This is a genomic window from Thalassolituus sp. UBA675 (assembly GCF_002297765.1).
Classification (GTDB): Bacteria; Pseudomonadota; Gammaproteobacteria; order Pseudomonadales; family Oceanobacteraceae; genus Thalassolituus.
Window position 1 is genome coordinate 189,859 of sequence record NZ_DBNJ01000008.1, and the last position, 25,698, is coordinate 215,556.

The 25,698-nt window shown below is 50.8% G+C and carries 19 protein-coding genes; 15 read left to right on the top strand and 4 right to left on the bottom strand.

The window, feature by feature from the left end; genetic code table 11:
- Positions 1-50 precede the first annotated feature (50 nt).
- Entirely contained in the window at positions 51-1,040 is a 990-nt protein-coding gene (gene hemH / locus B3007_RS03850; protein WP_068442398.1) for a ferrochelatase, read from the top strand.
- A gap of 105 nt (positions 1,041-1,145) precedes the next feature.
- On the top strand, positions 1,146-1,964 hold the full coding sequence (locus tag B3007_RS03855; RefSeq protein ID WP_068442401.1) for a crotonase/enoyl-CoA hydratase family protein: 819 nt from the start codon (positions 1,146-1,148) through the stop codon (positions 1,962-1,964).
- Positions 1,965-2,107: 143 nt separating this feature from the next.
- Here B3007_RS03855 and B3007_RS03860 read toward each other — a convergent pair whose 3' ends face one another.
- Positions 2,108-3,949, bottom strand: coding sequence for an ABC transporter ATP-binding protein (locus B3007_RS03860; protein WP_068442403.1), 1,842 nt, complete (start codon positions 3,947-3,949; stop codon positions 2,108-2,110).
- Positions 3,950-4,195: 246 nt separating this feature from the next.
- Between B3007_RS03860 and B3007_RS03865 the strand changes: the two genes are divergently transcribed.
- On the top strand, positions 4,196-5,359 hold the full coding sequence (locus B3007_RS03865; RefSeq protein ID WP_068442406.1) for a type III PLP-dependent enzyme: 1,164 nt from the start codon (positions 4,196-4,198) through the stop codon (positions 5,357-5,359).
- Between the two features lie 348 nt (positions 5,360-5,707).
- On the opposite strand, the gene B3007_RS03870 is transcribed toward B3007_RS03865, so the two are convergent.
- Positions 5,708-7,018 carry an RsmB/NOP family class I SAM-dependent RNA methyltransferase gene (locus B3007_RS03870; protein WP_297533253.1) on the bottom strand — a complete coding sequence of 437 codons (1,311 nt, stop codon included), beginning with the start codon at positions 7,016-7,018 and terminating at the stop codon, positions 5,708-5,710.
- 48 nt (positions 7,019-7,066) lie between these two features.
- A complete protein-coding gene (locus B3007_RS03875) occupies positions 7,067-8,092 on the bottom strand; it encodes an AraC family transcriptional regulator (RefSeq protein WP_297533252.1) in 1,026 nt (341 codons plus the stop codon).
- A gap of 158 nt (positions 8,093-8,250) precedes the next feature.
- On the opposite strand from B3007_RS03875, the gene B3007_RS03880 reads away from it, so the two are divergent.
- Together B3007_RS03880 and tmpT are read left to right on the top strand one after the other, a co-directional pair.
- Complete coding sequence (locus B3007_RS03880) at positions 8,251-9,093, top strand: metal-dependent hydrolase (protein ID WP_068442415.1); 843 nt, start codon at positions 8,251-8,253, stop codon at positions 9,091-9,093.
- A gap of 102 nt (positions 9,094-9,195) precedes the next feature.
- A complete protein-coding gene (gene tmpT / locus B3007_RS03885; protein WP_068440788.1) occupies positions 9,196-9,864 on the top strand; it encodes a thiopurine S-methyltransferase in 669 nt (222 codons plus the stop codon).
- On the opposite strand, the gene tsaA is transcribed toward tmpT, so the two are convergent.
- Positions 9,848-10,540, bottom strand: coding sequence for a tRNA (N6-threonylcarbamoyladenosine(37)-N6)-methyltransferase TrmO (gene tsaA, locus B3007_RS03890; RefSeq protein WP_068440785.1), 693 nt, complete (start codon positions 10,538-10,540; stop codon positions 9,848-9,850). The two genes, tmpT and tsaA, sit on opposite strands and share 17 nt — an antisense overlap.
- A gap of 175 nt (positions 10,541-10,715) precedes the next feature.
- Between tsaA and B3007_RS03895 the strand changes: the two genes are divergently transcribed.
- The 10 genes from B3007_RS03895 (at position 10,716) to B3007_RS03940 (ending at position 25,630) form a co-directional block, all read left to right on the top strand.
- On the top strand, positions 10,716-11,756 hold the full coding sequence (locus tag B3007_RS03895) for a DUF2333 family protein (protein WP_068435924.1): 1,041 nt from the start codon (positions 10,716-10,718) through the stop codon (positions 11,754-11,756).
- Positions 11,757-11,967: 211 nt separating this feature from the next.
- A complete protein-coding gene (locus B3007_RS03900; RefSeq protein WP_301376993.1) occupies positions 11,968-15,756 on the top strand; it encodes an FG-GAP-like repeat-containing protein in 3,789 nt (1,262 codons plus the stop codon).
- A gap of 88 nt (positions 15,757-15,844) precedes the next feature.
- A complete protein-coding gene (locus B3007_RS03905) occupies positions 15,845-18,835 on the top strand; it encodes a TonB-dependent receptor (RefSeq protein WP_301376992.1) in 2,991 nt (996 codons plus the stop codon).
- Positions 18,836-18,961: 126 nt separating this feature from the next.
- Positions 18,962-20,389 (top strand): hypothetical protein, encoded by a 1,428-nt coding sequence (locus B3007_RS03910; protein ID WP_076513776.1) that lies wholly within the window; start codon positions 18,962-18,964, stop codon positions 20,387-20,389.
- 180 nt (positions 20,390-20,569) lie between these two features.
- Positions 20,570-21,361 (top strand): DUF3450 domain-containing protein, encoded by a 792-nt coding sequence (locus B3007_RS03915; RefSeq protein ID WP_301376990.1) that lies wholly within the window; start codon positions 20,570-20,572, stop codon positions 21,359-21,361.
- Positions 21,361-22,731 (top strand): MotA/TolQ/ExbB proton channel family protein, encoded by a 1,371-nt coding sequence (locus tag B3007_RS03920; RefSeq protein WP_301376988.1) that lies wholly within the window; start codon positions 21,361-21,363, stop codon positions 22,729-22,731. Before B3007_RS03915 ends, B3007_RS03920 begins: the two co-directional genes overlap by 1 nt.
- Positions 22,732-22,733: 2 nt before the next feature.
- Entirely contained in the window at positions 22,734-23,258 is a 525-nt protein-coding gene (locus tag B3007_RS03925) for a MotA/TolQ/ExbB proton channel family protein (RefSeq protein ID WP_245820019.1), read from the top strand.
- A gap of 15 nt (positions 23,259-23,273) precedes the next feature.
- On the top strand, positions 23,274-23,684 hold the full coding sequence (locus tag B3007_RS03930; protein WP_068435124.1) for an ExbD/TolR family protein: 411 nt from the start codon (positions 23,274-23,276) through the stop codon (positions 23,682-23,684).
- 1 nt (position 23,685) lies between these two features.
- A complete protein-coding gene (locus tag B3007_RS03935) occupies positions 23,686-24,300 on the top strand; it encodes an energy transducer TonB (protein ID WP_068440768.1) in 615 nt (204 codons plus the stop codon).
- Positions 24,301-24,325: 25 nt separating this feature from the next.
- Positions 24,326-25,630, top strand: coding sequence for a tetratricopeptide repeat protein (locus B3007_RS03940; protein ID WP_301376986.1), 1,305 nt, complete (start codon positions 24,326-24,328; stop codon positions 25,628-25,630).
- The last annotated feature ends 68 nt before the right edge of the window (positions 25,631-25,698 follow it).

The window sequence follows — 25,698 nt, forward strand, 5'->3', positions numbered from 1 at the left end:
AAACTGATACAGACAACCATCGTTACGACCTGTCTTTGTGGAGAATCATTTTGGATAAGCCCCCATTCGGCGTTCTTATTGCCAACCTCGGCACCCCGGAAGCACCGACTGCAAAAGCAGTGCGTTCTTACCTCAGAGAGTTTCTCAGTGACCGACGTGTCGTCGATGTACCGCGTCTGCTGTGGTGGTTGATTCTTAATCTGGTCATTCTCGTTATCCGCCCACCGCGGGTAGCAAAAGCGTATGCCAAAGTGTGGGGCCCTGAAGGTTCCCCCCTGATGACGATTTCGCGTGCACAACAGCGCGCATTAGCAGAGGCCTTAAAAGCGGAATACGGTCAGGACATTCCTGTGTCGTTGGCCATGACCTATGGCAAGCCCACGATGGAGGATGCTGGTCGGGAGCTGCGTAAGGCCGGTGCGGAGCGTCTGGTTATATTGCCGCTGTATCCGCAGAATTCCTCGTCGACCACGGCGGCAGTACATGATCGCTACTCCAATGCGATGGCGCCTTGTCCGCACGTTCCGGCTGCTCGCTGGATCACCGACTATCACGTTCACCCGGGCTACATAGGCGCTCTGGCGAATTCCGTGCGTGAGTATTGGGCTGAGCATGGCCAGGGTGACCGACTGATGATGTCGTTCCACGGCATTCCGCAGCGTTATGAAGATCGTGGTGATCCGTACCCAAGCCAGTGTCGGGCGACGGCTGCGGCACTTGCCAGCGAATTGGGTCTGAACGACGAACAATGGATATGCAGCTTTCAGTCACGCTTCGGTCGTGAAGAGTGGGTCAAACCGTATACCGATCACACGTTAGAGGACTGGGGAAAGGCCGGCGTAGGGCGTGTCGATGTTATCAGCCCGGCGTTTGCGGCAGACTGTCTCGAGACGCTTGAAGAGCTGGATATGGAAAACCGCGAAACCTTTATCGAAGCTGGCGGGAAGGACTATCACTATATTCCCTGCCTGAATGATCGCCCGGATCATATCGGTATGATGGTCTCTCTGGTCAAAGAAAATGCGTGTGGCTGGTTCTGAATTCTGTTCAGAGCTGTCTCTTTCGGTAAGCCGATCGTGTGTTTTGATCATGGTTGTCCTTGCTTCTTTATGCAAAGATGCGGCAATCATAAAAGGTAAACAGCGATGAGAGATCACAATAAAGTCTTAGTTGAAGTGCAGGACCACATTGCCTGGGTGTACCTGAACCGCCCGGAAAAGCTGAATGGTCTGGATCTGGATATGTTCCATGGTCTGGTCGCTGCGGCGAAAAAAATACGTAAGGATCGTAGCATTCGTGCGGTGATTCTTACGGCGAAAGGTGAGTCATTCTCTGCAGGGCTCGACTTTAAGGCGGTGAGTAAAAATCCGTCGATGATCCCTAAGCTGTTCCTTAAACTCCCCTGGACCAAAATGAATCTGGCGCAGCGCATTGCGCATATCTGGCGGGACCTGCCAGTACCGGTTATCTGTGCGATTCATGGCAATTGCTTTGGTGGCGGAATGCAGATTGCGCTCGCCGCGGATTACCGCATTGCGACGCCGGACGCCAACCTCTGCATTATGGAAATGAAATGGGGCCTGATTCCTGACATGAGCGGTATGGTGACGCTATCGCGCCTGACCCGTGTCGATATCGCCCAGGAGCTGACCATGACGGGCCGTCAGTTCAGTGCTGAAGAGGGCTTCAGTTACGGTCTGATTTCTAAGCTGGCGGACGACCCTCAGGCAGAAGCCCTGGCGTTGGCGCAAACCATTGCGACGAAATCTCCGGATGCGATTGCAGCCACTAAGTATCTGTTCAAGAAAACCTGGAAAGCGGATACCTGGAAAGCGCTGCGTTGGGAACGTTGGGTTCAGACTCGTCTGTTGGGTCGCAAGAATCAGCAGATCGCAATGAAGAATGGTCTGGCGGGTAAGGGCGCAGAGCCGAAGCCATTCAGAGATCGCAGCAGCTTTAGGTAAGTCCTTCAGATAGATAGACAGAATTGGTTCCCCGGAGCGGATCAGGTTCCTTCCTGAACGCCTCATCATCAGGCCATCGCGTCTCCGGGGCTGCGTCATAAAACCTTATTTCTGTTAAGGGATTATGACGAGCTCTGTTTGCTTTAACCTTCCCCTAAGAAGCCACCGGTCTGGTGCGCCCACAGTTGCGCATAGATGCCGCCCTGTGCAAGCAGTTCTTCATGCGTTCCCTGTTCGGCGATTTTGCCGTCATCCAGTACGATCAGCCGGTCCATTGCCGCGATGGTCGACAGACGGTGAGCAATGGCGATTACAGTTTTATTTTCCATCAGGCGGTAGAGGCTTTGCTGAATAGCCGCCTCTACTTCTGAATCGAGCGCTGATGTTGCTTCGTCCAGAATCAGAATCGGCGCGTCTTTCAGCAGCACCCGGGCAATAGCAATGCGCTGACGCTGACCGCCGGAGAGTTTGACACCGCGTTCGCCGACCTGAGCGTCGTAGCCCGTGTTACCTTCCGGATCGTGGAGATCACGGATGAAGGCATCTGCTTCAGCTTTGCGGGCAGCGTCGAGTACTTCTGCGTCACTGGCATCAGGCCGACCGTAGAGGATGTTGTCGCGTACGCTTCGGTGCAACAGGGAAGTATCCTGCGTCACCATGCCAATTTTTGATCGCAGACTCTCCTGCGACACCTGACTGATGTCCTGTCCGTCGATCTTAATCTGTCCACTATCGATGTCGTAGAAGCGCAGCAGCAGATTAACGAGTGTGGATTTACCTGCACCCGAGCGTCCAACCAGACCGATCTTCTCACCGGGTTTGATAGTCAGGTTCAACGCTTCAAAAACCGGGTAGCTCTTGTCGTCAGCGCCTTCGTATGAGAAGTGCACATCATCCAGAGCGATCTCCCCGTGTTCTGCATTCAGCTTTGGCGCATTCACTGGGTCGGTAATGGTCTGTGGTTTCGCCAGTGTGTTCATGCCGTCAGCCACTGTGCCCAGATTTTCAAAGAGAGAACTGATCTCCCACATTATCCATTGCGCCATACCATTCACGCGTAGGGCCAGACTGACTGCAATCGCAATAGCGCCAACAGTGATGGCGCTGTCCATCCACAGCCAGATAGACAGGGCTGCGACGGTAAAGGCCAGCAGGTAGTTGATCATATTCACTGAAAAGTTCAGACCGGTGGCCAGGCGCATCTGGTGATATACCGTACCGAGGAAGCCATCCATGCTGTCACGGGCGTAAGACGTTTCCCGCTCTGTGTGTGAGAACAGTTTTACCGTCTGAATATTGGTGTAGCTGTCGACAACACGCCCTGTCATAACACTGCGGGCATCCGCCTGCTCTGTCGCAATTTTTTTCATGCGCGGCACAAAATAAAACTGAATACCTATGTAGGCCGCCAGCCAGACGACCATGGGCAGCATCAGTCGCCAGTCTGCTGTGCCAATCATCACCAGGGCTGAAATAAAGTAGACGAGGATATAGACCAGCACATCCAGCAGCTTCATTACAGTTTCCCGGACTCCCAGCGCCGTTTGCATCACTTTGGTGGCAAGGCGTCCGGCGAAGTCGTTTTCATAAAAGTTCAGACTTTGCTTGAGCAGATAGCGGTGCGCCTGCCAGCGAATGCGCATTGGGTAATTGCCGAGCAATGACTGATAGGTGATCAGGGCATGCAGTAATACGACGACAGGCATGGCGACCAGCACCACCAGGCTCATGAGCAGCAGTTTGGTGCCTTCGCTGGCAAATAAGGTGTCTGGGCTTTGCGTGGATAGCCAGTCGACCAGGTCACCCATAAAGCTGAAAAGGGTGACTTCAAGTATGGCGAGCATGGCGGTCAGACACGACATGGCCAGCAATGAGCCTTCCAGTCCTCGGGTGTAATGGCGGCAAAATGCATAGAGTCCCTGAGGAGGTTGCTCCGGATGTTCGGGAGGAAAGGGATTGATGCGTTTTTCAAAAAAGCTGAGCATAGATGTCCAGAGCCGGAGTGGAAGAGTAGTGCGAAACAGGAACCTTAACGGTTTCTGGGAGTCATTTTAACCTGAATTGTGCTTGCAGGCTCTGGCAGAGTCTGTTGCACTGGAACGGACAATCCGCCCTACGTGATTTTCTCATCGTAAGGGTAAGAAAATTTCACTGTACTGTTATTATAAATCCTCTATCTTTGCGCGACTTCAAACGCACAGCAGTCTGACCCTAAGGAGGTAGCGAGCCTGATGTTGACCCAACCGGAAGCCTATTACGACGCCGATACTTTTGCCCGCATTAAAGCGGCTGCAGATCAGCAGGAAACGCCTGTTCTGATCGTGGATACCAAAACCTTCGGCGAGCAACTGGATCACCTGATGGCTTGCTTCCCTTATGCAAACACCTACTACGCGGTGAAAGCGAATCCTGAGGTAGCAGTGCTGGAAATCCTTCGTGACCGCGGCTGTAACTTTGACATTGCCAGCCGTTACGAGCTCGACAAGGTGTTGTCGCTGGGTGTGGGTGGTGACCGAGTCAGTTTTGGTAATACCATCAAGAAGATTAAGGACATCCGTTACGCCTACGAAAAGGGTGTGCGTCTGTTTGCCTCGGACTCAGAAGCCGATCTGCGCAATCTTGCAGAAGCTGCTCCGGGGTCGAAAGTGTTTGTGCGCATTCTGACCGAAGGCTCTCAGACCGCAGACTGGCCACTGTCGCGTAAGTTTGGCTGCCATGTAGATATGGCCATTGAGCTTTGCATTATGGCGCGTGATCTTGGACTGAAACCGTATGGTATTTCGTTCCATGTTGGCTCTCAGCAACGCGACATTGGCGCCTGGGACTCTGCGATCGCTAAGGTGAAGTGGATCTTCGAGCGCCTGAAGGAAGAAGAAAACATTGAGATGAAAATGGTCAACCTTGGGGGCGGGTTCCCGGCGAACTACATCAGCCGCACCAACCCTCTGGAGACCTACGCAGAAGAGATTACCCGATTCCTGAAAGAGGATTTTGGCGACGAGCTGCCTGAAGTTATTCTCGAGCCGGGTCGATCACTGGCTGCGAACGCAGGTATTCTGGTCAGCGAAGTGGTGCTGGTCAGCCGTAAGAACCGTACCGGTCTGGATCGCTGGGTCTACACCGATATCGGTAAATTTGGTGGCTTCGTAGAAACGATGGACGAGGCGATCAAGTATCCACTCTATGTGGAAAAAGACGGTGACACTGAAGAGGTGATTATTGCAGGCCCGACCTGTGATTCGGCTGACATCCTGTACGAACAGTACAAGTATGAACTGCCACTCTCTCTCGAAGCCGGTGATCGTATGTACTGGTTCTCCACCGGCGCGTACACCACCACCTACAGTGCGATTGAATTTAACGGTTTCCCTCCGTTAAAAACGATCTGCATCTGATCGCTCCTGTAAAAAAAGAAGCCAGGCGCACAGCGTCTGGCTTTTTTTTATCACTCCGCTGACCCATATTCCGTTGTACTTCAGGGATTCGCAGAGAGTTGATCTTCGTTGACTGCGCTCCGCAGCACAGCCGGCTTATTTCCAGCCAATCTCAGTTACTGCGGCGACACGCAAAATAAATCGCCCTGAAAACATATCAGTTACGTGACGATAGGTAGATTTCAGGGCTCGATTTTGCTCTGACGGTCGCGCGGCGCCTTTATTGTCTGGCGCCGCCTGAATGTCTGCTGAGCCCAGCAAATGAAGCTCTTATGGAGAAACGGATATGAGAGTCAGCTGGGCTATAAATCAGTTTTGACGACTCATTACAGCAACAAACATGGTATCGGAATCGACATCCGGTGCACCGAGCAGTCGCGAACTTTCCAGAGCAAAGTCAGCGTGATTTTTCAGAAAGGCTTCCACCGCATCTTCGTTTTCTTCGGTCAGCCAACTGCACGTCGCATAAATCAGCTTACCGCCATGTCGAACGGCCTCACTCGCATTGTCCAGTAGCTGTTGCTGTAAGCCCATCAGCTCTTTGAGATACGTATCGCTCAGGCGATTGCGGGCATCCGGGTTACGCCGCCAGGTGCCGGTTGCTGTGCATGGCGCATCAATCAGGACTTTATCGAAGCCCTTCTGGCGGGCAATTTCTTTGGGCAGGCGTAATGGCGCTTCGCCATCCCAGACAAAGGTACGGATATTGGCAATGCCAGCGCGCTTCGCGCGTTTCTTCAGTTCAGTCAGTTTAAATTCTTTCAGGTCGGTTGCGACCACGGCGCCTTTACCACTCATGCCGTCGGCAATCGCCAGAGTCTTTCCACCGGCGCCTGCGCAAGCATCCCAGATCTTCTCGCCGGCTTGCGCATCAACGGCGGCAGCGATCTGTTGACTGGCAAAGTCCTGCACTTCAACACGACCTTCTTTATAGGCGTCGGTCTGTTGCACACCGAAACCGCCGGTGGCACACAGCCCGTGTTTGTTCAGGTTAACTTCTACGCCTGCTGCTTTGAGTTCATCGCACAGGGCTTTGACGTCCTGGCTTGCAGCCGGGCGCAACCAGAGTGGTGGGCGGCTCTGCTGCATACGGATAAATTCCTGTCGCTGCTTATCATTCCAGCCAGACAGTTCTGCGCGGTGTTCTATCGCACTGGCGAGCGAAGCGTCGATACCAAACCAGATGTAAGCCAGCGGCGAATCCGGATTCTTACGAACCCAGGCGGCGGTATCGTCGACGGTGGTTTTGCGGCTGCCAGCCTGCCAGTCTTTCGGGATGTACCACTGAGAATAGCTACGGCGCTGAATCCAGAACCAGAAGTTATTGCGGCTGAGGTTTTCGGCCTGTTCTGGATTCCATTGTTCAGTCCAGGCCTGCCAGTCCTGATCAAGGCCTCTTTCATGGATTAACTCCAGGGCGCAGGCGAGTTGCCGGAAACGCAGTGCATGCTGCATGGCACTGCCGAGTTCCAGAGGCATGGTTTCGCGGAAGCGCTTACGCCAGCTGGCTGCTTCATGCTTGAGCCAGCGATCAAAGTGCGCGTTAGCGGGTTGGCTTAACCATTTCAGCCAGAGCGTATGAAGCTGGTTGTAGTTGATCAGTAAGGGCTTGTCGATCATAGGTGTCTCCGGCCGGTGAGAATGGCGGCGCAGTATACCCGAAAGTGATCAGCCCGTACTGCCTTGTCTGTATTGGCTCGGGCTGGCGCCGGACCAGTTTTTAAATGCTTTGGCGAAGTTACTTGCGTCGCTATAGCCTAGCTGGTCTGCAATCTGATCCACCGACAGCGTAGTATCCTTCAGCAGGCGTTGCGCTTTGCTATAGCGCAGCTCATCTTTGATCTGCTGAAAACTGCGCTCTTCGGCTTTGAGTTTTCGGTTCAGGGTCGCGGCCGACATAAACAGCATATTCGCGACATCCTCCACGGTTGGCATCTCTGCCAGGTGATCGTTAAGTATCTCTCTGACTTTACCCGCCATGGTGTTAGTCTCGGTCACCTGTGTCATCGCCTGGGTTAGTTCCTGCTGGGCAAGATCGGCCAGTTTTGGATCAAAGAAGGGCAGCATGCCGTCGAGTGCCTTGCGGGGCCAGGTCAGGCAATTAATAGGGGCGCCAGTGTATACGGCGCAATTGGGCAAGATATCCTGGCTGGATAGGTCACCACGGCAGGCAATCTGAATCATGCTGCGCGCGTTACGTGACTCGGCAGGTACAAGAGTACGGCAGATGGTCTCGACGCTGGCCAGAAACGCCAGAACCATAAAAAATCCGGCCCGGCTGTCGGGAATACGGGTGGTGATGTAAAGGTGACGACTACTTTTGTCGGTTTCGCGACGCAGTTCAAACAGCTGCACGCGGGTTTCGATGAACTGTTCTACTTTACCCGCTGCATCTTCCATGGTGGCACTGTATTGGGCCGCGTAGCCCAGTGCGCCATGCTTGGAGAGGGTCATACGCTTGCCGAACTCCAGAGCAGCGGACAGGTCCACGTGCTCGAGGAAGTTGTCGATCAGTAGCAAAGCGGACTCATGTCCGATCTGCACGCTGGGCATGAACATCAGGTTTTCAGGTAGTCCGGTGCCCTCCAGGAGCGCAGACATGGGGATGCCACGCTCAAAGGCCATCTCGCCAAGCAGTATAAGGTAATCAGACGAGAGTCTGTGCTCACCCGATCCGATGGTTTTAGTCGTCATAGATACCAGATGCCAGTTTTGAACCACAGGGTGAAAGCATTGCACCCCAAAATATCCGGATCAGTATGTCATAGTGATTGCATGTCAGGTATGTGAATTCTGGCCAACGATACAGAAATTAACAATTCGTGGACGGGCTTCCCTAAGAGGGTGATCGTATGACTAATATTAAGAATAAATCTGCACAGGTTGAGATCAAACCGCGTCGCATGGCGTTCGATACTGAATCGCCGATGAATAAATACGCTTTTAAAAATAATTCACTGATCAGCACCTTTTTCTATGCGCTATCGGCGCTTTTCCCTGATGGTGAACGGTTCTTTATTCACTCCGTGCGTAACTACCGCGACGACATCAAAGACGAGACTCTGAAGGAGCAGATCCGTGGTTTTATTGGTCAGGAAGCTCACCATGGCGTATCGCATGAAGCGTTAAACCAGGCAATTACCGACATGGGCTTTCCCATGGATCGTATCGTCGGCCGCTTGCACAAGCGCGTTGATTTTCTGAAGAAATTCAGCCGCGAACGTCAGCTTGCTTTGACGGTTGCCATGGAGCACTTCACAGCGTCATTGGCGGAATTTTTGCTCAAGAATCCCGAAATACTCGAAGATGCAGATCCGACGGTTCGTAAGATGCTGCTGTGGCATGCTGTAGAAGAAATTGAACACAAGGCTGTCGCGTTTGATGTGTATCGTGAGCACGTAAATGATGAGTTTATGCGTAAGCGGGTGATGGTGATTTCTATGATCAGTCTGTTTTCTCGTTTGGCTATGTATCAGGTCTGGCTACTGCGTTCGCAGCGTCACTTTCCAAGCTGGAGAGAGTGGAAAGAAGCCGCAGTATTTTTCTGGGGTAAGAAGGGCGTTCTTCGCGATAACATGAAAGGATTAGCGAAGTTCTTCAAAACCGGTTTCCATCCATGGGATATTGATCAGAACTACCTGATTGAGAACTGGGAAGAGAGATACCCCGATATTGCTGCACTGCAGGTGAATTAATCTGCCGAACGATATTGTTTGACGACGCCCGGCAATGCCGGGCGTTTTCGTCTGTGAGCAGCTCAGGCATAATGCCGCCAGATTTAATTCTGTGGAGCGCTTATGAAGCACGATTTCTGGCACGAACGTTGGGAAAAACAGGAGATTGGTTTTCACTTGAGCGATACCAATCCCGCCCTTACCAGTCACTGGCATACCATTCCTGTCGATCTAGGCGAGCGTGTTCTGGTACCACTCTGTGGGAAGTCGGTAGATATCCTATGGCTGCTGCGTGAAGGCTATCAGGTAGTAGGCGTAGAGTTGAGTGAAATTGCGCTGGATGCACTGGCTGAGTCGATCGAAGAGACCTTCAGTCTGGCGGTCGATAAGCAGCAGGTGGGTAACCTCATCCTCTACCGGGCTGCAGGTATTCTGCTGATTTGCGGTGATTGGTTCAGCCTGACTTCATTTGATACTGGGCCAATCGATGCGGTTTATGATCGTGCAGCACTGGTCGCAATGCCTGAAGAGATGAGGGCCGACTATGCCAGCCAGCTGCTGAAGGTGTCAGAAAATGCACCTCAGTTGCTGGTTACGTTTGAGTACGACCAGAACGAGATGTCGGGACCGCCGTTTGCTGTGGATCAGGCACAGGTTGAGTCGTTTTACGCCGATGCGATGAACATTGATCTGATGGCTGATAAAGACTGCCTGGTTGATGAGCCCAAGTTTCGCGAGCGTGGCCTCTCTGCGTTGCGTGAAAAAGTGCTTCGCCTCACGCCAAAGGGCTGACCTCGGTAATTACAATGCTCTGGTCGGAGGGATAGCGCCAGCGGATGTTCAGATCCCATAGACGCACGCCGTATTCCCGTTCAGGATCATGCGCCTGGTAGGCTGGGCGTGGGTCCTGAGCCAGGCACTCCTCAATAACAGCAATGACATTCTCGTTGAGTCTGGCGGCTTCTGTAGTCGCCTGTCGACGGGCTTCTTCGGACCAGCTCACAGTGAGCGGTTCTGGTGCTGAAGGCGCTATCGCATTTGTCGCATCAGGTACAGAGTCGGTGTAGGGCACGTAAGGTTTTATATCGACAATGGGGGTGCCGTCGAGAAGGTCTGCGCCCGAAACCAACAACGTGGTGCCTTCTATTTTCTCAATTTTGACCAGTGACTGGCCCAGTCCGTTGGGGCGGTGCGTACTGCGTGTCGCGAATACCCCAATGCGCTGATTACCACCTAACCGTGGCGGACGGACACGCAGTGATTCCGGGCGGCTTCCAACACCATGAAAACAGAATATCAGCCAGATGTGCGACACCCGCTCCAACCCCTGTAGTGCTCCGGGGTCGTCAAACGGTGCCTGTAACTCTATCCGGGTGAGTACCGAAGGTGCCAGGCCGGGTTGACGAGGGATGGCAAACTTCTCTTTGTAAGGGGATCGGGCTAACGCCAGAATGTCTAAAGTGGGCATACAGGTCTCCGTTGGCGACTGGCAGTATACCGCTTTGGCGTGAGTGACGGGACTTCCCCCGGTAGCTGGCTCTTGTGGATACTCCTTTAATCGGTGAATTGCGTTATCATCAAGCCCGGACAGTAGTTTGTCCCTCTGAAATTTTTGTTGATTGAATAGTTAAGGATCAGAACCTATGAGTGGTTTGCAGGATCGAGTACAGGATACGAAAGAGCGCTTTCAGGACTGGATGGCAGATCGAAAGGACGCCAAAGGTGGTTCCGGACGTCTGATCGTCTGGCTGGTGGTGTTATATCTTCTGGTTGCGCTGGTAGTAGGTATGTTCTGGTCGCAGGAGCCGGAGACATTTAACGTACAGGCGTCAGCGAATACGCGGGCAGAAGAAATGGGTGTTCAGCCAGTTCGTGGCTTCACCACTACCGCTACCCTGATGAAGATCACCGAAACCATGCTTTACAAGCCGGGTGGCTATCTTTCGAACGATATTTTCCCGCCGGGGGTGTGGCTGGATAACATTCCTAGCTGGGAGTTTGGTGTACTGGTTCAGGTACGTGACTTCTCCCGTGCACTGCGCAAAGACTTCAGCCGCTCGCAGAGTCAGTCGACGGAAGATAAAGATCTGGAAATTGCTGAGCCGCAGCTGCATTTTGACGGTAACAGCTGGTTGGTCCCTGATTCCGAGGGTGAATACAAGCGTGGCCTCGAAGCTCTGCAGTCTTACCTGACCCGCTTGTCTGATCCAAATGAGCCGACGGCGCAGTTCTACGCACGTGCGGACAATCTGCGTCAGTGGTTGCTGGATGTTGAAACCCGCCTGGGTAGCCTCTCTCAGCGTCTGAGCGCATCGGTAGGCCAGCGTCGTCTCAATGAAGATACAGGCGCGACTCCTCTCCCTTCAGAGGAAGAGGTAAGAACTCCGTGGACTGAGGTTGACGATGTGTTCTACGAAGCGCGCGGCACTTCATGGGCGCTTCTGCACCTTATGCGTGCTATCGAGGTAGATTTCCAGGAGGTTCTGGAGAAGAAGAACGCGTTGGTTGGTCTACGTCAGACCATCCGCGAACTGGAGGCTACTCAGGAAGCGCTCTGGTCTCCAGTGGTACTGAATGGCAGTGGGTTCGGTGTTTTCGCTAACCACTCGCTGGTACTCGCGTCTTATATCTCCCGAGCTAATGCGGCGATTCTTGACCTTCGTGAGCTGCTTGCTCAGGGTTAATTGCTGACCTCTACAGATGCCGCACGCCTTGCGGCATCTGTTCTTAACCCTCCCAAAAGTAAGAACTCTTCTACATTTCAATAAGACACATGGCGCATTTACGTTTTGTTGTCTGGTTTTGTTGGCCTGTTTGTGCATAACTATGTGCTAGGTGGCCCTTTCTGCCTTGACGGAAGGGAATCACGATTGTCCCGGATTTGGACCTTCAACATTGAAAGCACTCATAACAATAATTACGAGCGCGTGTTTACTGGTTGCCTGTGGAGGTGGCTCTGGAACGTCAGACGATACTCCAGCTCCACCGGATACCGCACCAGCTACGCCAGAAGAAACCGTAGATACCGACGATGATGGTATTCCTGATTCTCAGGATGACGACATCGATGGGGATGGCGTGCGCAACGCCGAAGACGCTTTTGTATTTGACGCCGGCGAATGGGCGGATAGCGACTTTGATGGCATCGGTAACAATGCCGACGCAGACGATGATAATGACGGTTACTCCGATAGTGATGAAGTCGCGGCTGGCTCTGCCCCCTTGGATGCGAGCGATACGCCGGCAGATCTCGACGGCGACTTTATCCCTGACGTTCTTGATGACGATATAGACGGCGACGGTGTTCTGAATGATTTAGACGCCTACCCTTACGATCCAGAAAGGAGTGAGCCTGATGTTGTTACTGAGCCTACCGAACTGGACACTGAACTTCTGGCGCTTATCGCTGACATTGGGTTTGATCCTTCCGAGCTGACAGATCGTATAGTCCCTCAGCCGGGAGATGCGTTGGTCGAGCTGGGTAAGGAGCTGTTTTTCTCCAGATCTCTCAGCTTTGGTGATGATGTTGCCTGTGCGAGTTGCCACGACCCGAGACTTGCTGGAACCGATAATCTCAGTTTGCCCGTCGGCGTTGGCGCTCATAATCCGCTGATTGTCGGGCCTGGGCGCCGACATGATGGGAACTACTACATCGACCCTAAAGCTGACTTTGGTCCGAACGTACCTCGCAATAGTCCGACGACCTTTAATATTGCTTTCTATGACCGAGCTATGTTCTGGGATGGGCGTATTGAAACCATCGAGTACGATCCGGGAGACCTTTACTACGTAGGTGTCGATACTGGTGCCCCGAATGGTGAAGGTCAGTTGATGCGAACACCGGACAGCCAGTTCCGTGGACCAGATAACAAGGCTGGTCCCAACCTGACTGCTGCTCAGGCACGCTTTCCGGTAACTTCTGTGGTTGAAATGCGCGGCTTTGATCCTGCCGCAGGTCTTACCTCATACGATACTCGTGATCTGATTGCAGAAAAATTGCTTGATCGTGGTTGGGAAGGATACTTCCGCGATGCCTTCAACGATTACATTAGTCTTGATAGGAAGCTGATCACTTATGACCGCATAGCGATGGCACTTGGCGAGTATCAGCGCTCGCAGATTGCACTGGATTATCCGTTCTCGCGTTATGTTGACAGTGACATTAATGCGATTTCTGAAGAGGCAAAAGAAGGTGCGCTACTCTTCTTTGGCGAGGGTAAATGTTTCGGCTGTCATGCAGGTGCTAAGTTTTCCGATGAGCAATTTTATCCCTTGGCAACGCCACAGATAGGGCGTGGTAAAAATGTCTTTTCTCAGGACTTTGGTCGCTATAACACGGTACCGGATGTATCAGATAAATTCGCTTTCCGTACTCCTAGTTTGATTAATGCCGAGCTCACATTCCCCTATATGCATGCCGGCTCTATCGCGACACTGGAAGAGGCCATACGTTGGCATTTCGATCCGGTAGCACAACTTGAAGGGTATGATTATAGCCTTGATCATCTTGCCCAGTTTGCTGGCCTCAATATTAATACAAGCGGCCACCAGGCTCAGGTTCCGGCAATTTCTGCGGCTTATCAGCAATGGCGCTCCAATAAGTCACGTAGATACAATCGTGTACCCAGTGTCGTCTCGAGCGAGAAAGTCTCACAGTATGCGGCCTTTATTCGGAGCTTGACTGCCGATTGTCTGAAAAGCAGCGTTTGCGTCGAACAATGGATGCCAGATTACACATCGGTCGACCCCGATGGGTTCCGGCTTGAACCAGAGTTCTCCTTCTTCGATAACACTGCTGTTTTTGACGTATTTCCTCCTGCTCCAGGAGAATCAGTTGCCCCAGTCTTTCCTGATCTTTCTGAGATAGAGCCAGCTAATATATCGTCCTGTGTGGCAATGGATGTGGATAGTCGCCCGGAAATTGATCTTTCTGTTGGCTTCAGAAAAGTAGTCCTTTCCGGGTTGAATGAGTCACACAGAGTTGGGCCAGAAATACTCGACGATATTGTCAGTACTGCGGAAGTTGCCCTGGTGATAGGTTCTATCGCTTCCGCAGATATTGATGGTGATTGTGATTTTGATCTCGCCATTGGACTTGGTAAAGAGAAAGGTATTCAGATATATCTCAATGAAAACGGACGTTTCTCGGAAGCTCCGGACAACTTCGGTATCGATAGTTCGGGTGATATAGCGGCCTTTTCGATGACAGACATCAACGGTGATGGTTGGCCGGATATTCTGGTTGGGCACGCATACGAGCCTGACAGCAAACTTTGGCTGAATAATGGGGGCACGGGGTTTATTCGAGTTACTCAGTTTGGTTACGACACAGTGCGCACTACCCATAATGCATCATTCGCGGACATAGATAATGATGGCGACCTGGATATATTCAGTCACAACTGGGATTTCATGAGAACGGCAGAGGAAATACATCTCTGGAAAAATGATGGGCGAGGGCTTTTTGAGCCATGGCAGGATGACGTGGTTTATGGTGCCTTTGGTGATCGCGATTACACATTCGCAGCGAATTTTGCAGATGTGAATAAAGACGGAAATCTCGATATCCTTGTTGCGGCTGATTTTCAGCGTTCACAAGTGTTTCAAGGTACCGAGTCGGGCGAATATATCAACGCAACCCGAGCCAGTCGTATTACCGACTATAACGCAATGGGAGCAGCGGTGGGTGATATAGACAATGACATGGATGTGGATTGGTTCGTAACAAACATTCAGATTCCTTTGCCAGGATATGATCCACTGACGAACCGATTGTATCTGAATCAATCGGTCGAAGGAGAGGATATTGCCATGGAAGAAATATCTGATTCTGCAGGTGTGGCAAACGGTCTATGGGCTTGGGGCACTTGCATGAAAGACTTCGACAACGATGGCTGGCTCGATATCTTTCACGTTAACGGCTACGGATATTCAAATACGACATTCGATCACCCTCTGTTCAATGTTTTGTCCTGGGTTGGTTTTAATGGCGTCTACGACTTGTTGGGAGCCAATGCTCAGGAGTTGATCAGTACTCTTTATGGGTATTTCGGAGACTTTTCTGGTGTTAACACGAATCTGGGGGGAAGTTACCTGGATGAAGGCCAGTTTGTTGAAGAGCTCGAAGCACTTATCGCTGCCTCAGAAGAATTAAGCGAGCGCGTTGGCGTTGATTCAATCATTCTTGAGAACTTCTACGGTACACCGGCCAGACTGTTTATGAATAATCAGGATGGCACCTTCCGTGAGGAAGCTGCATTGCGTCATATTGATGATACTGGTGAAGGCCGGGGAATTGTCTGTAATGACTTTGATCGAGATGGCGATATCGACATCGTAATTATGAACCACAGTGGATTTCCATCGTATTATGAAAATCATTTCCGTCGTTTAATTACTGCGGACGACAACTTCCTGAATGTAAGACTGCGTGGGGTAGGCGGTAATCAATTCGCTTACGGTGCCAAGGTATATGCGACCAGTGAAACACTCAACCAGTACCGGGAAATGCGTTTTGAGAATAATTACATGTCCAATAATGCACCAGAGCTACACTTCGGCTTAGCAGGCGATGACGCTGTCAGCGAACTGCGAGTTGAGTGGCCAGGCGGGGAAGTTACCATTCTGAGTGATGTTCCGGTTAACCAATTCATGGTTATTGAGCATCCATCCTATAATGACTGATATGTAACAAATCCGTCATGAAGCTGTAGTAAATTCGCCTCCGTTTCATTCTCGGGGGCGTGCGCCCCCAGTAATTACCGGGGGAATCATGAGTTTTAAGCGCCTCATCAGTACGGCCGCGATCACCAGTAGTTTCTGCTTCGCGACAGCGCATGCAGCAGAAGTTGTCTTTTACATCTCTGAAGATGGCGGCGCGGCTGACGCCGTATCCGTTTCTGTTAATGGCCAGCGCCGGATAGTCAATCCTCAGGGCTTTGTTACCTTTGAACTGCCTGCTGACAGTTACACCGCTGAATTGTCGCAATACGGTGCCTGGGTAGGAGAGGCTGATTTCACCCTCGAAAATGACGACTCTTCAAAAGATGTATTTGTCGAGATTTTAGGTGGCGAAGCCATTGCTGAAACCAGTTCGTCTGACGCCGCTGGCGGTGTAATCAAAGGTCAGTTGATATCCAACGAAACAGGTGGCCCCGTTTCAGGTGCACGGGTATCTGCGGCAGGTACAGAACTTGGTGTGATTACTGACGACGATGGCAATTTCTCACTCGAATTACCGCGCGGTAACTACACCCTGACTGTTGCTCATCCAAGCTATCAGAGAGCTGAACTTAACGTTAATAGCATGCCTGGCGTACCGGTTGACCTGAATGTTGAGGTCGGAATGTCCGGGAATGGCGTCATCGAAGAGGTTGTTGCGGTTGGTACTTATGTCGCAGACTCTGCAACCAGTCAGGAACGTGATGCCAGCGCGGTCCTGGATTCGATTGGCGGCGAACAGATGTCTCGCTTTGGTGATTCTAACGCGGCTTCTGCGTTGAAGCGTGTGGCGGGCGTGACCATTGCAGATGGTAAATACGTCGTCGCTCGTGGCCTGAATGAACGTCATACATCGATTCTACTGAATGGTGCCTCATTGCCGAGTCCTGACCCATCCCGTCGGGTCGTACCTCTCGATCTATTTCCGTCCAGTGTGATTGATGGAATCGACGTTCAGAAAACGGCCACTCCGGATGTATATGCAGATTCAACGGGTAGCACAGTCTCTTTGAGTACTAAAAAGTTCCCTCTGGAATTTGAAGGGAAGCTGTCTCTGTCTTTGGGGTATAACGATAGTGCTACCTTTACTGAGCAGGAATTTATGCAGGAAGAAGGTGGAGACTTTTTCGGCTTCGGTGCAGATGGCGATAGAGCGCTGAATCAGGATGCTAAAGAGTTCAGTAGTGAGAGCCTGCTTTTTAATCCTGAACTTGGTAAGAACCTGGTTGCAGAGTTGCCTGACAATCTGAATACAGAAGAACGAAACGTCCTACCTGATATTTCTGCAGAGCTATCTATGGGGGATACATTTTACGACAACGGTAATACTGCATACGGTTACCAGGCATCTGTCAAATTCTCTAACGAATGGCAAGTTCAGGAAAGAGAGTCCGATACCAACCTGCTTGGAGAGGATGGCGAGCTCAACGTTGATGACTCATACGATGAAACACGGACAACTAACGACGTGAATCTTGGGTTTGGACTGAGTTTAGGAATGCTCTCGGGCATACATGAAGTCACCAGTAATACCTTATTGCTTCGTCAGACCCACTCGGAAACCAGTGTTAAACGTGGGACAGGTGGAGACCAGGATCGTGAGGGAATTCTATACAATATGGACTGGTTGGAGCGCCAGCTGTTCATGCAGCAGTTCACAGGCGAACACTATTTTGATCGTTTCCTAAAAACGACAGCGCAATGGCAGATAAGTTTTTCTGAGGCTGAATTGGATAACCCGGATCGGCGTCGGTATACCTATGAAATTCCTGCTTTTGATGAGGGGCTGGATGACTATTACCTTTATTGGAGTGAGGTAAAGCGAGAGTACAATACGCTTTCTGATTCGATCACAGATTATAGTGTCAGTTTCGACTCTTCTCTTTTCGAGTCGTCCACAAATTACCTGACAGCAGACTATGGCTTCTCAGCTTTTACCCGTGAGCGTGAAGCTGATGGCACGACGCTTGGCTACGATGCAAACAGTGGTCTGGCGGGTGACTATATTAACAATTTCGATATCGATCAGATCGTAACCGAAACCATCGCCGCCGATGAGCTTAGCCTTCTCAATCAGACCGCAGGTTCGGCAGACTATAATGCCTCATGGGATATGACGGCTCTGTTTGGTGGTATCGAGTATGAACGCCTTGAAGTCTTCCGGGTCAATGCGGGACTTCGTAGCGAGTCCTCTGATATTTCAGTACAAACGTACGAGTCTAGTGCTCAGGATCAAAGTAACCCCATTTATGCAGAAATCTCTGACTCTAATGTGTATCCATCAGCTGGTTTAACAGTTTTTCTTGGCGAGAGTGTTCAGCTTAGAGGTGCCTGGTATCAGACTATTAACCGTCCAGATTTTCGTGAACTCGCTAATGCGCAGTACGTCGACCCCGATACTGGCGACAATATACGAGGCTACCCTCTGCTTGAAAGTGCGGAGATTACCAATATCGATGTTCGTGCTGAATGGTACATGAGTGAAAATGAAAGCATTAGCCTCGCTTATTTTACCAAGAACTTTGACAAGCCAATCGAAAAGACATTACTGACCGGTGGATCGGTATTCTCATACCGTAATGGGGATACTGGTACCATCAATGGTGTCGAAATCGACTTCAGGTCGGAATTTGATCTCAGCAGTTACTTAATGTTTGTTTCGGGAAATCTATCTTTAATTGATTCTGAAGTAGATATTGCATTTCGCTCACGAGCTATGCAAGGGCAGCCCGATAGTCTGGCGAATGTTCAGATAGGGCTTGATGATTACGACAGTCAACAGAAATTCACACTGGTGTATAACTATCATGGTGAGCTACTGTACTCAGCAACTCAGGCCAATAGCAATTCACCGGATATTATGGAAGATCCGAGAGGCGAGTTAAGTGCGAACTATTCAACAGAAATTGTACCGGATCTTACGTTTAAAGTGGCTTTGAAGAACATTACAGATGAGCCCGTCAGTCTCACACAAAAAGGTGAAAACTATCGCTCCTATCGTAAAGGGCGTGAGGTCTCTGCCGGTATTTCGTTGGTTTTCTGATAAAGCGTTTTATAAAAAATCCCGCATTCGGCGGGATTTTTTTTATCTTTCATAAAAGTGTCACACAGTGGCCATAGCATGTGTCTCGTCAAGTTCTTAACCAGATTAACTAACCAAGGAATTACCATGGAACTTAAAAAACTTCTTGTTGCTATGACTGCTGTTTCTGCAGCTATGCTGACAGCGTGTGGCGGCGACAGCTCTTCATCAAATAATACAACTACACCAACTACGCCTACTGTTACTGATAACACTTGTAGCGTTGGTGTTGGTAAAGAACTGGATACTACTTACTCCGTTGATGGTGTGGATATGCCAGTATGTCTGCTCAGTGGCAGCATTCTGACTGACGCAACACTGACTACCGACTATGTGTACAGCATGACTGACTACGTTACTGTTGGTGATGGTGCAGGCGAACTGACTTCCTACGATGCTCCAAGTGAAGTAACTCTGACTATTGACCCAGGTGTTGCTTTCCGCTCGACCTCTAAGGGTACTCTGATCATCTCTCGTGGCTCTAAGATCAATGCCAACGGTACTGCAGAAGCGCCAATCGTTATGTCTTCTATTGATGACAACTACGAAGGCAATAAAGAGTGGGGCGGTCTGGTAGTTCAGGGTTTCGCTAAGAATAACCAGTGTGCGAATGAATATGCAGCGACTCCAGAAGAAATCTGTAATACAGCTGACGAAGCTGATACCGGTTTCCATGGCGGTAACGACGATGCTGACAACAGCGGTTCTATTTCTTACCTGATCGTTGCTGAAGGAGGTTACGAAGTTGTTGCTGATAGTGAAATTAACGGTATCACTATGCACTCAGTGGGCTACGGCACAACTGTAGAAAACGTTATGGTTTATAACAATTACGATGATGGCATCGAGTTCTTCGGTGGTTCAGTAAATGTTAAACACCTGATTCTGGTCGACAATGGTGATGAGTCAATCGACTGGGATGACGGCTATCGCGGTAACATTCAGTTCTCTCTTGTTCGCCAGGGCGTAACCAATGCGGGTGACAATGGTATCGAAGCGGATAATGCTGGTCTGAGCAACACAGCTGAGCCAGTTTCTAATCCTACTCTTTCAAACATCACTTTCCAGACTGCTTCTGAAGGTTCTGCATACCTGATGCGTGCGAAGGTAGGTACCTACGGCACTCTGACTAAGATTGCTGCCGATAACTATGCCAAAGCATTCCGTATCGCTGATACAGAGACAACTGTTGTATTGACCGACTCTCTGGTTGAATATACAGGTATGGATGCAGAAGATACTCTGCGTCTGGAAAATAGCGCTACAGAAGGTCAGATCACTGGTTGGGGAGCAAGCTCAACTTCCGACAACGTTGCTCTGGGTAATGCTTTTGAAGTAACCGGTGGCAATGGTTCAGTAACTGCAAGCACAGCGACTAGCGCAAATGCTTCTACAGGCTTCTTTGAAGAAACTGACTACATCGGTGCGGTTGACCCGACTGTTACTGCTGCAGAAAGCGCTTGGTGGGCATGGGCAGCTGACGTAATCCCAGCAGCCTTCGAAACTGAAGAATAAGTCACTTATTCTTGCGAGATAAACGGCACCTTCGGGTGCCGTTTTTCGTTATACGACAGCGATATGTAATTTTCTTGTAGCAATTCTGCAATGTCACAGAATTGTCATCTTTTCTTCGTATTCTTCTCGCGAATTCAGAAACGCCGGTTTCCGGCCATTCTTTTTAATTGGGTATTTAACATGGCAACAACCAAACGCCAGGCGTCGCGCCTTCTGAGCGCTATCGCTATTGCTGGTATGAGTTTTACAGGCGTCGCCTCCGCTGCAACGCTGGATGACGCAGTTGAGCAGGGTGTCGAGCGTGTAGAGCAGGCACAGGCTTCTCAGCAGACCATCGATTCTATCGACAAAGACATTCGTGCTACCGAGCGTGATTACCGTGCACTGATGAAAGAAATCGAAGGCCTGAATGTCTATATCTCTCAGCTGGATCGTCAGCTGGACGCTCAGGCAAAAGACCTGGCAAGTATCGATAAAAGCATGAGTCAGGCAGCGCTGGTTGAACGCCAGATCACTCCTCTGATGCTACGCATGATTGATGCTGTTAATCAGTTTGTGGCAGCAGATGTACCTTTCCTGAAAGAAGAGCGCATGGCGCGTGTTTCCAAACTGAATGACCTGATGGGGCGTTCTGACGTTACCGCGGCTGAGAAGTATCGCAAGGTGATGGAGGCCTATCAGGCAGAGATCGAATACGGCCGTACCATCGAGTCATATCGTGGTGAGCTGGAAGGCGAAACGCCGCGTGAAGTCGACTTCCTGCGTATTGGTCGTATCGCTCTGGTGTACCAGTCTCTGGACGGACAGGAGCTGGGCATCTGGAATACGAATTCCAACAGCTGGCAGCCTCTGGCGCCAGAGTATAAGAGCAAAGTGATGGCGGGCATCCGTATTGCTCGTGAACAGGCTGCGCCAGATCTGATTAAAGTTCCGGTTGCTGCTCCTATGATGGCTCAACAGGAGGCGAACTGATGAAACTCCGTAATCTATTCCTTGGCGGTGTATTTGCACTGGCAATGCCGCTAGTTTCAGTGGCAGAAACAGCCAACCTTGATCAGCTTCTGAACCTCGTAAAAGAAGGTCAGGCACGTGACAACGCTGAATTTGAACAGCGTATCGCTGAATTCCAGGGCTCAAAAGCCAGGCAGGAGCAATTGGTTCGTGATGCGATGGTAGAGCGCGATCGTCTTGAAGCACTGAGTGCTGATAAAGAAGAGCAGTTCCGTGATAACGAACTGATCGTTGCCGAAAAGCAAGCGCAGTTAAATGATCGTCTGGGTAGCCTGAAAGAACTCTTCGGTGTGCTGCAGCAGGTTGCTGGCGATACCAAGAGTGTTTTCGAAGGCTCTGTTATCAGCTCTGAACTGCCAGGTCGTGAAGCATTTTTGACCGACCTTATCCGTGTTGCAGGCGCCACCTCTGAACTGCCATCCATTGAGCAGCTTGAGCGCCTCTGGTTTGAGATGCAGCGTGAAGCGACTTATAGCGGCCGCATTGCAAGCTACAGCGCGGATGTTGTGACGCCAAGTGGTGAAACCACTGAGCAGCAGGTTGTTCGTATCGGTGGATTCAACGCGGTTTCTGACGGTAAATACCTGAACTGGGACATTGAATCAGCGCGACTGATTGAGATGGATAAGCAGCCGGGTGCACGTTACACCGATGGAATTACAGCTCTCGAATCTGCGAGTGGAAGTGAATTGACCGGTTTCTGGATTGACCCTTCACGTGGTCAGTTGCTGAAAATTATGGGCCAGTCCCCAGAACTGGGTGACCGTGTCGATCAGGGTGGTGTGGTTGGTTACATCATTCTCGCATTGGGTGCCGTGGGTATTCTGCTGGCTATCTGGCGCATGATTGTTCTGAACATCGAAGCAGGTCGTATCAACAAGCAGATGAAAACTGAAACTGTTGATGAAAAGAATGCGCTTGGTCGTGTGATGGCTGTATTTAATGCAAATAAGAAAAGCGATACAGAAACGCTCGAATTGCATCTGGGTGAAGCCATTGCCGCAGAGATTCCTCGTCTTACACGTGGTATCGGCTGGATCAAAATCATCTCGGTGGTTGCTCCGCTGCTCGGTCTTCTGGGTACGGTGACCGGTATGATCGATGTGTTCGAAACCATGTCGCTGTTCGGTACGGGTGACCCGAAACTGATGGCGGGTGGTATTTCTCAGGCGCTGGTGACTACGGTATTGGGTCTCGTTGCGGCAATTCCATGTGTCTTCCTGCACACCCTGACCAACAACCGCAGCAGTGCACTGATCATGATTCTGGAAGAGCGCGCCACCGGTATTCTGGCTCGCCAGTCTGAACAGCAACAAGCGAAAGCAGCCTGATCATGATGTTTGGTGAAGTATACGAACCGGTATATCTGTTCATGGAGCGTGGAGGCGACGTCCTCTACGCCATCTTCGGACTGATTCTGCTGCTCTGGTTGTTTGTACTGGAGCGTGCCGGGTACTTCGCATTTTCTCACCGCAACGCGATGCAGCGTGCGGTGAATGAATGGGAAGCTCGTACCGAGCGTAAATCCTGGGCAGCACATCAGATTCGTGAAGACCTGATTGCCTCTCTACGCTCAGACCTCGAAGCGAACATGACCACGATCAAAATGCTGATCGGCATGGCGCCTCTGTTTGGTCTGCTCGGTACGGTTACCGGCATGATTGAAGTATTTGACGTTATGGCATTTTTTGGCAACGGCAGCCCTAAAGCAATGGCTTCCGGTATTTCTAAAGCCACGATTCCAACCATGGCTGGAATGGTAGGTGCCCTGACGGGAGTGTTCGCTCAGTCGATGCTTGAGCGATACATCAAACGAGAAAAAATCCGTATCGAAGATCGTCTGACCTTTGATCATTAATTCGGGAAAAAGATTATGAGACGCAGTTTTTCTGCCAGTCAGCAAGTAGAAGCCGAGGGCGAGATTGATATCACCCCGATGCTGGACGTTGTATTTATTATGCTGATCTTCTTTATCGTGACCGCGTCGTTCGTTAAAGAATCAGGTATTGAAGTTAATCGTCCTGATGCGAGTACCGCGCAAGCGAAGCCACGCGCAAACATTCTGATCGCCATTAATGAAAATGACGAGATCTGGATTAATAAACGCCGCGTTGATGAGAGTCAGGTTCGCGCAAATATCGAGCGTCTGCATGCTGAAAATCCGCAGGGAACCGTTGTGATCCAGGCGGATGAAGAAGCGAAGACCCGTAAGCTGGTGGCAGTGATGGATGCTGCACGTCAGGCCGGAGTCTATGACGTCTCACTGGCTACAGAGGCGATGTAAGATGCCGGTTGTTGTCCGTTTTGGTGGCGCCCTTGCTGTCGCATTCGTCGCCACCATCGCTGTCTTCTGGATGATGCAGAGCCTCATCAGTACCGGTGGCTCAGTCACCATGCCGACTGATTATGGCCGTATTCAGAGCTTTGTGATGAATGAGCCAGACGATGAAGTACAGACGAAAGATCGTCAGCCTGAAAAGCCACCTGCACCGCCGCAGGAGCCGCCACAGCCAGACATGGTGAAGCCTGAGTTTAATTCTCAGAATGCGGCTGATTTAGCACTCGGTGCACTGGATATCTCTGCAGATCTTGCTCTGGATGCAGGTTTGAGTGGCGCAGGCAGTGACGGTGAGTTTATGCCGATTGTTAAGGTGGCCCCGACTTACCCTCGCCGTGCTGCCCAGCGCGGAATAGAAGGCTATGTTGTTGTCGAGTTTACCGTGACCTCACTGGGTACAGTGACCAATCCGGTAGTGCTCGAAGCTGAGCCTCCAGGTGTATTCGATAAGGCTGCGTTGGATGCAGTTAAGAAATTTAAATATAAACCCCAGGTAGTTGAGGGAAGTGCAGTAGATGTACCCGGGGTTCGTAACATTATCCGCTTCGAGCTGGATAAGTAACGTATAAAACTGGAGTGAGTGTTTTATGAGAAAGTTACCGATAGCATTAGTAATGAGTGCATTGTTAGGGGGCGTCCCCCTCCTGGCCGTGCAGTCTGTATCCGCCGCTGAAGAAAGCGCAGAAAATTCGCAGGAAGAAGCCTCAGCAGGCCCTCGCGTGCGCAGAACTATGACGCTGCGTGAGATCGTATTTGAGAAGCTCGAAGAAGCGCAGCAGGCCGCTGATGCCGGTAACTTTGACGAAGCCTTGCAGACACTCGAACGATTGGAAAAGCGGAAGCGTAATTCATACGAGCGTGCAATGACGCACAATATGTATGCCTACGTTTACTCGACTCAGGAAAATTACGCTGCGGCCATCCCTGAGTACGCAAAAGTAATTGAAATCGACAACGCGCCAGACAGTCTGAAGCAGACGACCCGTTACACGCTGGCAAAACTGTACATGTTGCAGGAGCGTTATGCAGAATCTCTGGCGACCATTAATGAGTGGATGTCACAGTCAGACAAAGTGAATGCAGACGCCTATATGTTCCGCGCACAGGTCCAGTACCAGCAGGAGAAGTATGAACTGGCCGGTGATGATATTGCGACTGCGATTTCAATGCGCGAAGAAGCAGGGTCTCGCGTCACCGAAAGCTGGTTGCTGTTGCAACGTGCGGTGATGTTCCAGCTGAAAGACTATAAAGGCCTGGCAGTCACTCTTGAGAAATTGGTTGCGACCTATTCGAAGTCTGAATACTGGATGCAACTGGCTGCGGTCTATAATGAGCTGGGTCGCGAAGACGAGGAGCTGGCGACGCTTGAAACCGCCTATGATCAGAAGCTTTTTACTAAAGAGTCCGAATATCTGAATTTTGCTCAGGCACTGCTGAGCCGAGAAATTCCGTATAAAGCTGCGCATGTGCTGGAAGCCGGCATGGAGGCTGATGTCGTCGAGAAAAGCGCGCGAAACCTGTCGTTGTTGGGCGATGCCTGGATGCTGGCTAAAGAATACGACAATGCGATTGTTGTGATGACACAGGCAGCGGATGCATCTGGTGAAGGACGCGATTATTTCAAGCTCGCGCAGATCTATACTGAGCGTCAGGAATGGAGTAAGTCACTTGAATTCAGTAATAAAGCGCTGAACGCGGGTGATCTGAAGGCACCTTATCAGGCATTAATTATCAAAGGGCTTGCTCAGTACAATCTGGATGAACTGGAGTCTGCATCTATTACTTTCTTTAAAGCTGCATCGTATCCGGCGGCAGAGAAAGTCGCTCATCAGTGGCAGGAATATATTGAGAGCGAGCAGCAGCGCCGGGAGTACATTGCTAACGCTGGCTAAGACTGAAAAGTAAGCTTAAAAAGTCATGAAAAAAGGGAGCCGGCAGGCCACTGCTGTCCCACAGTTTT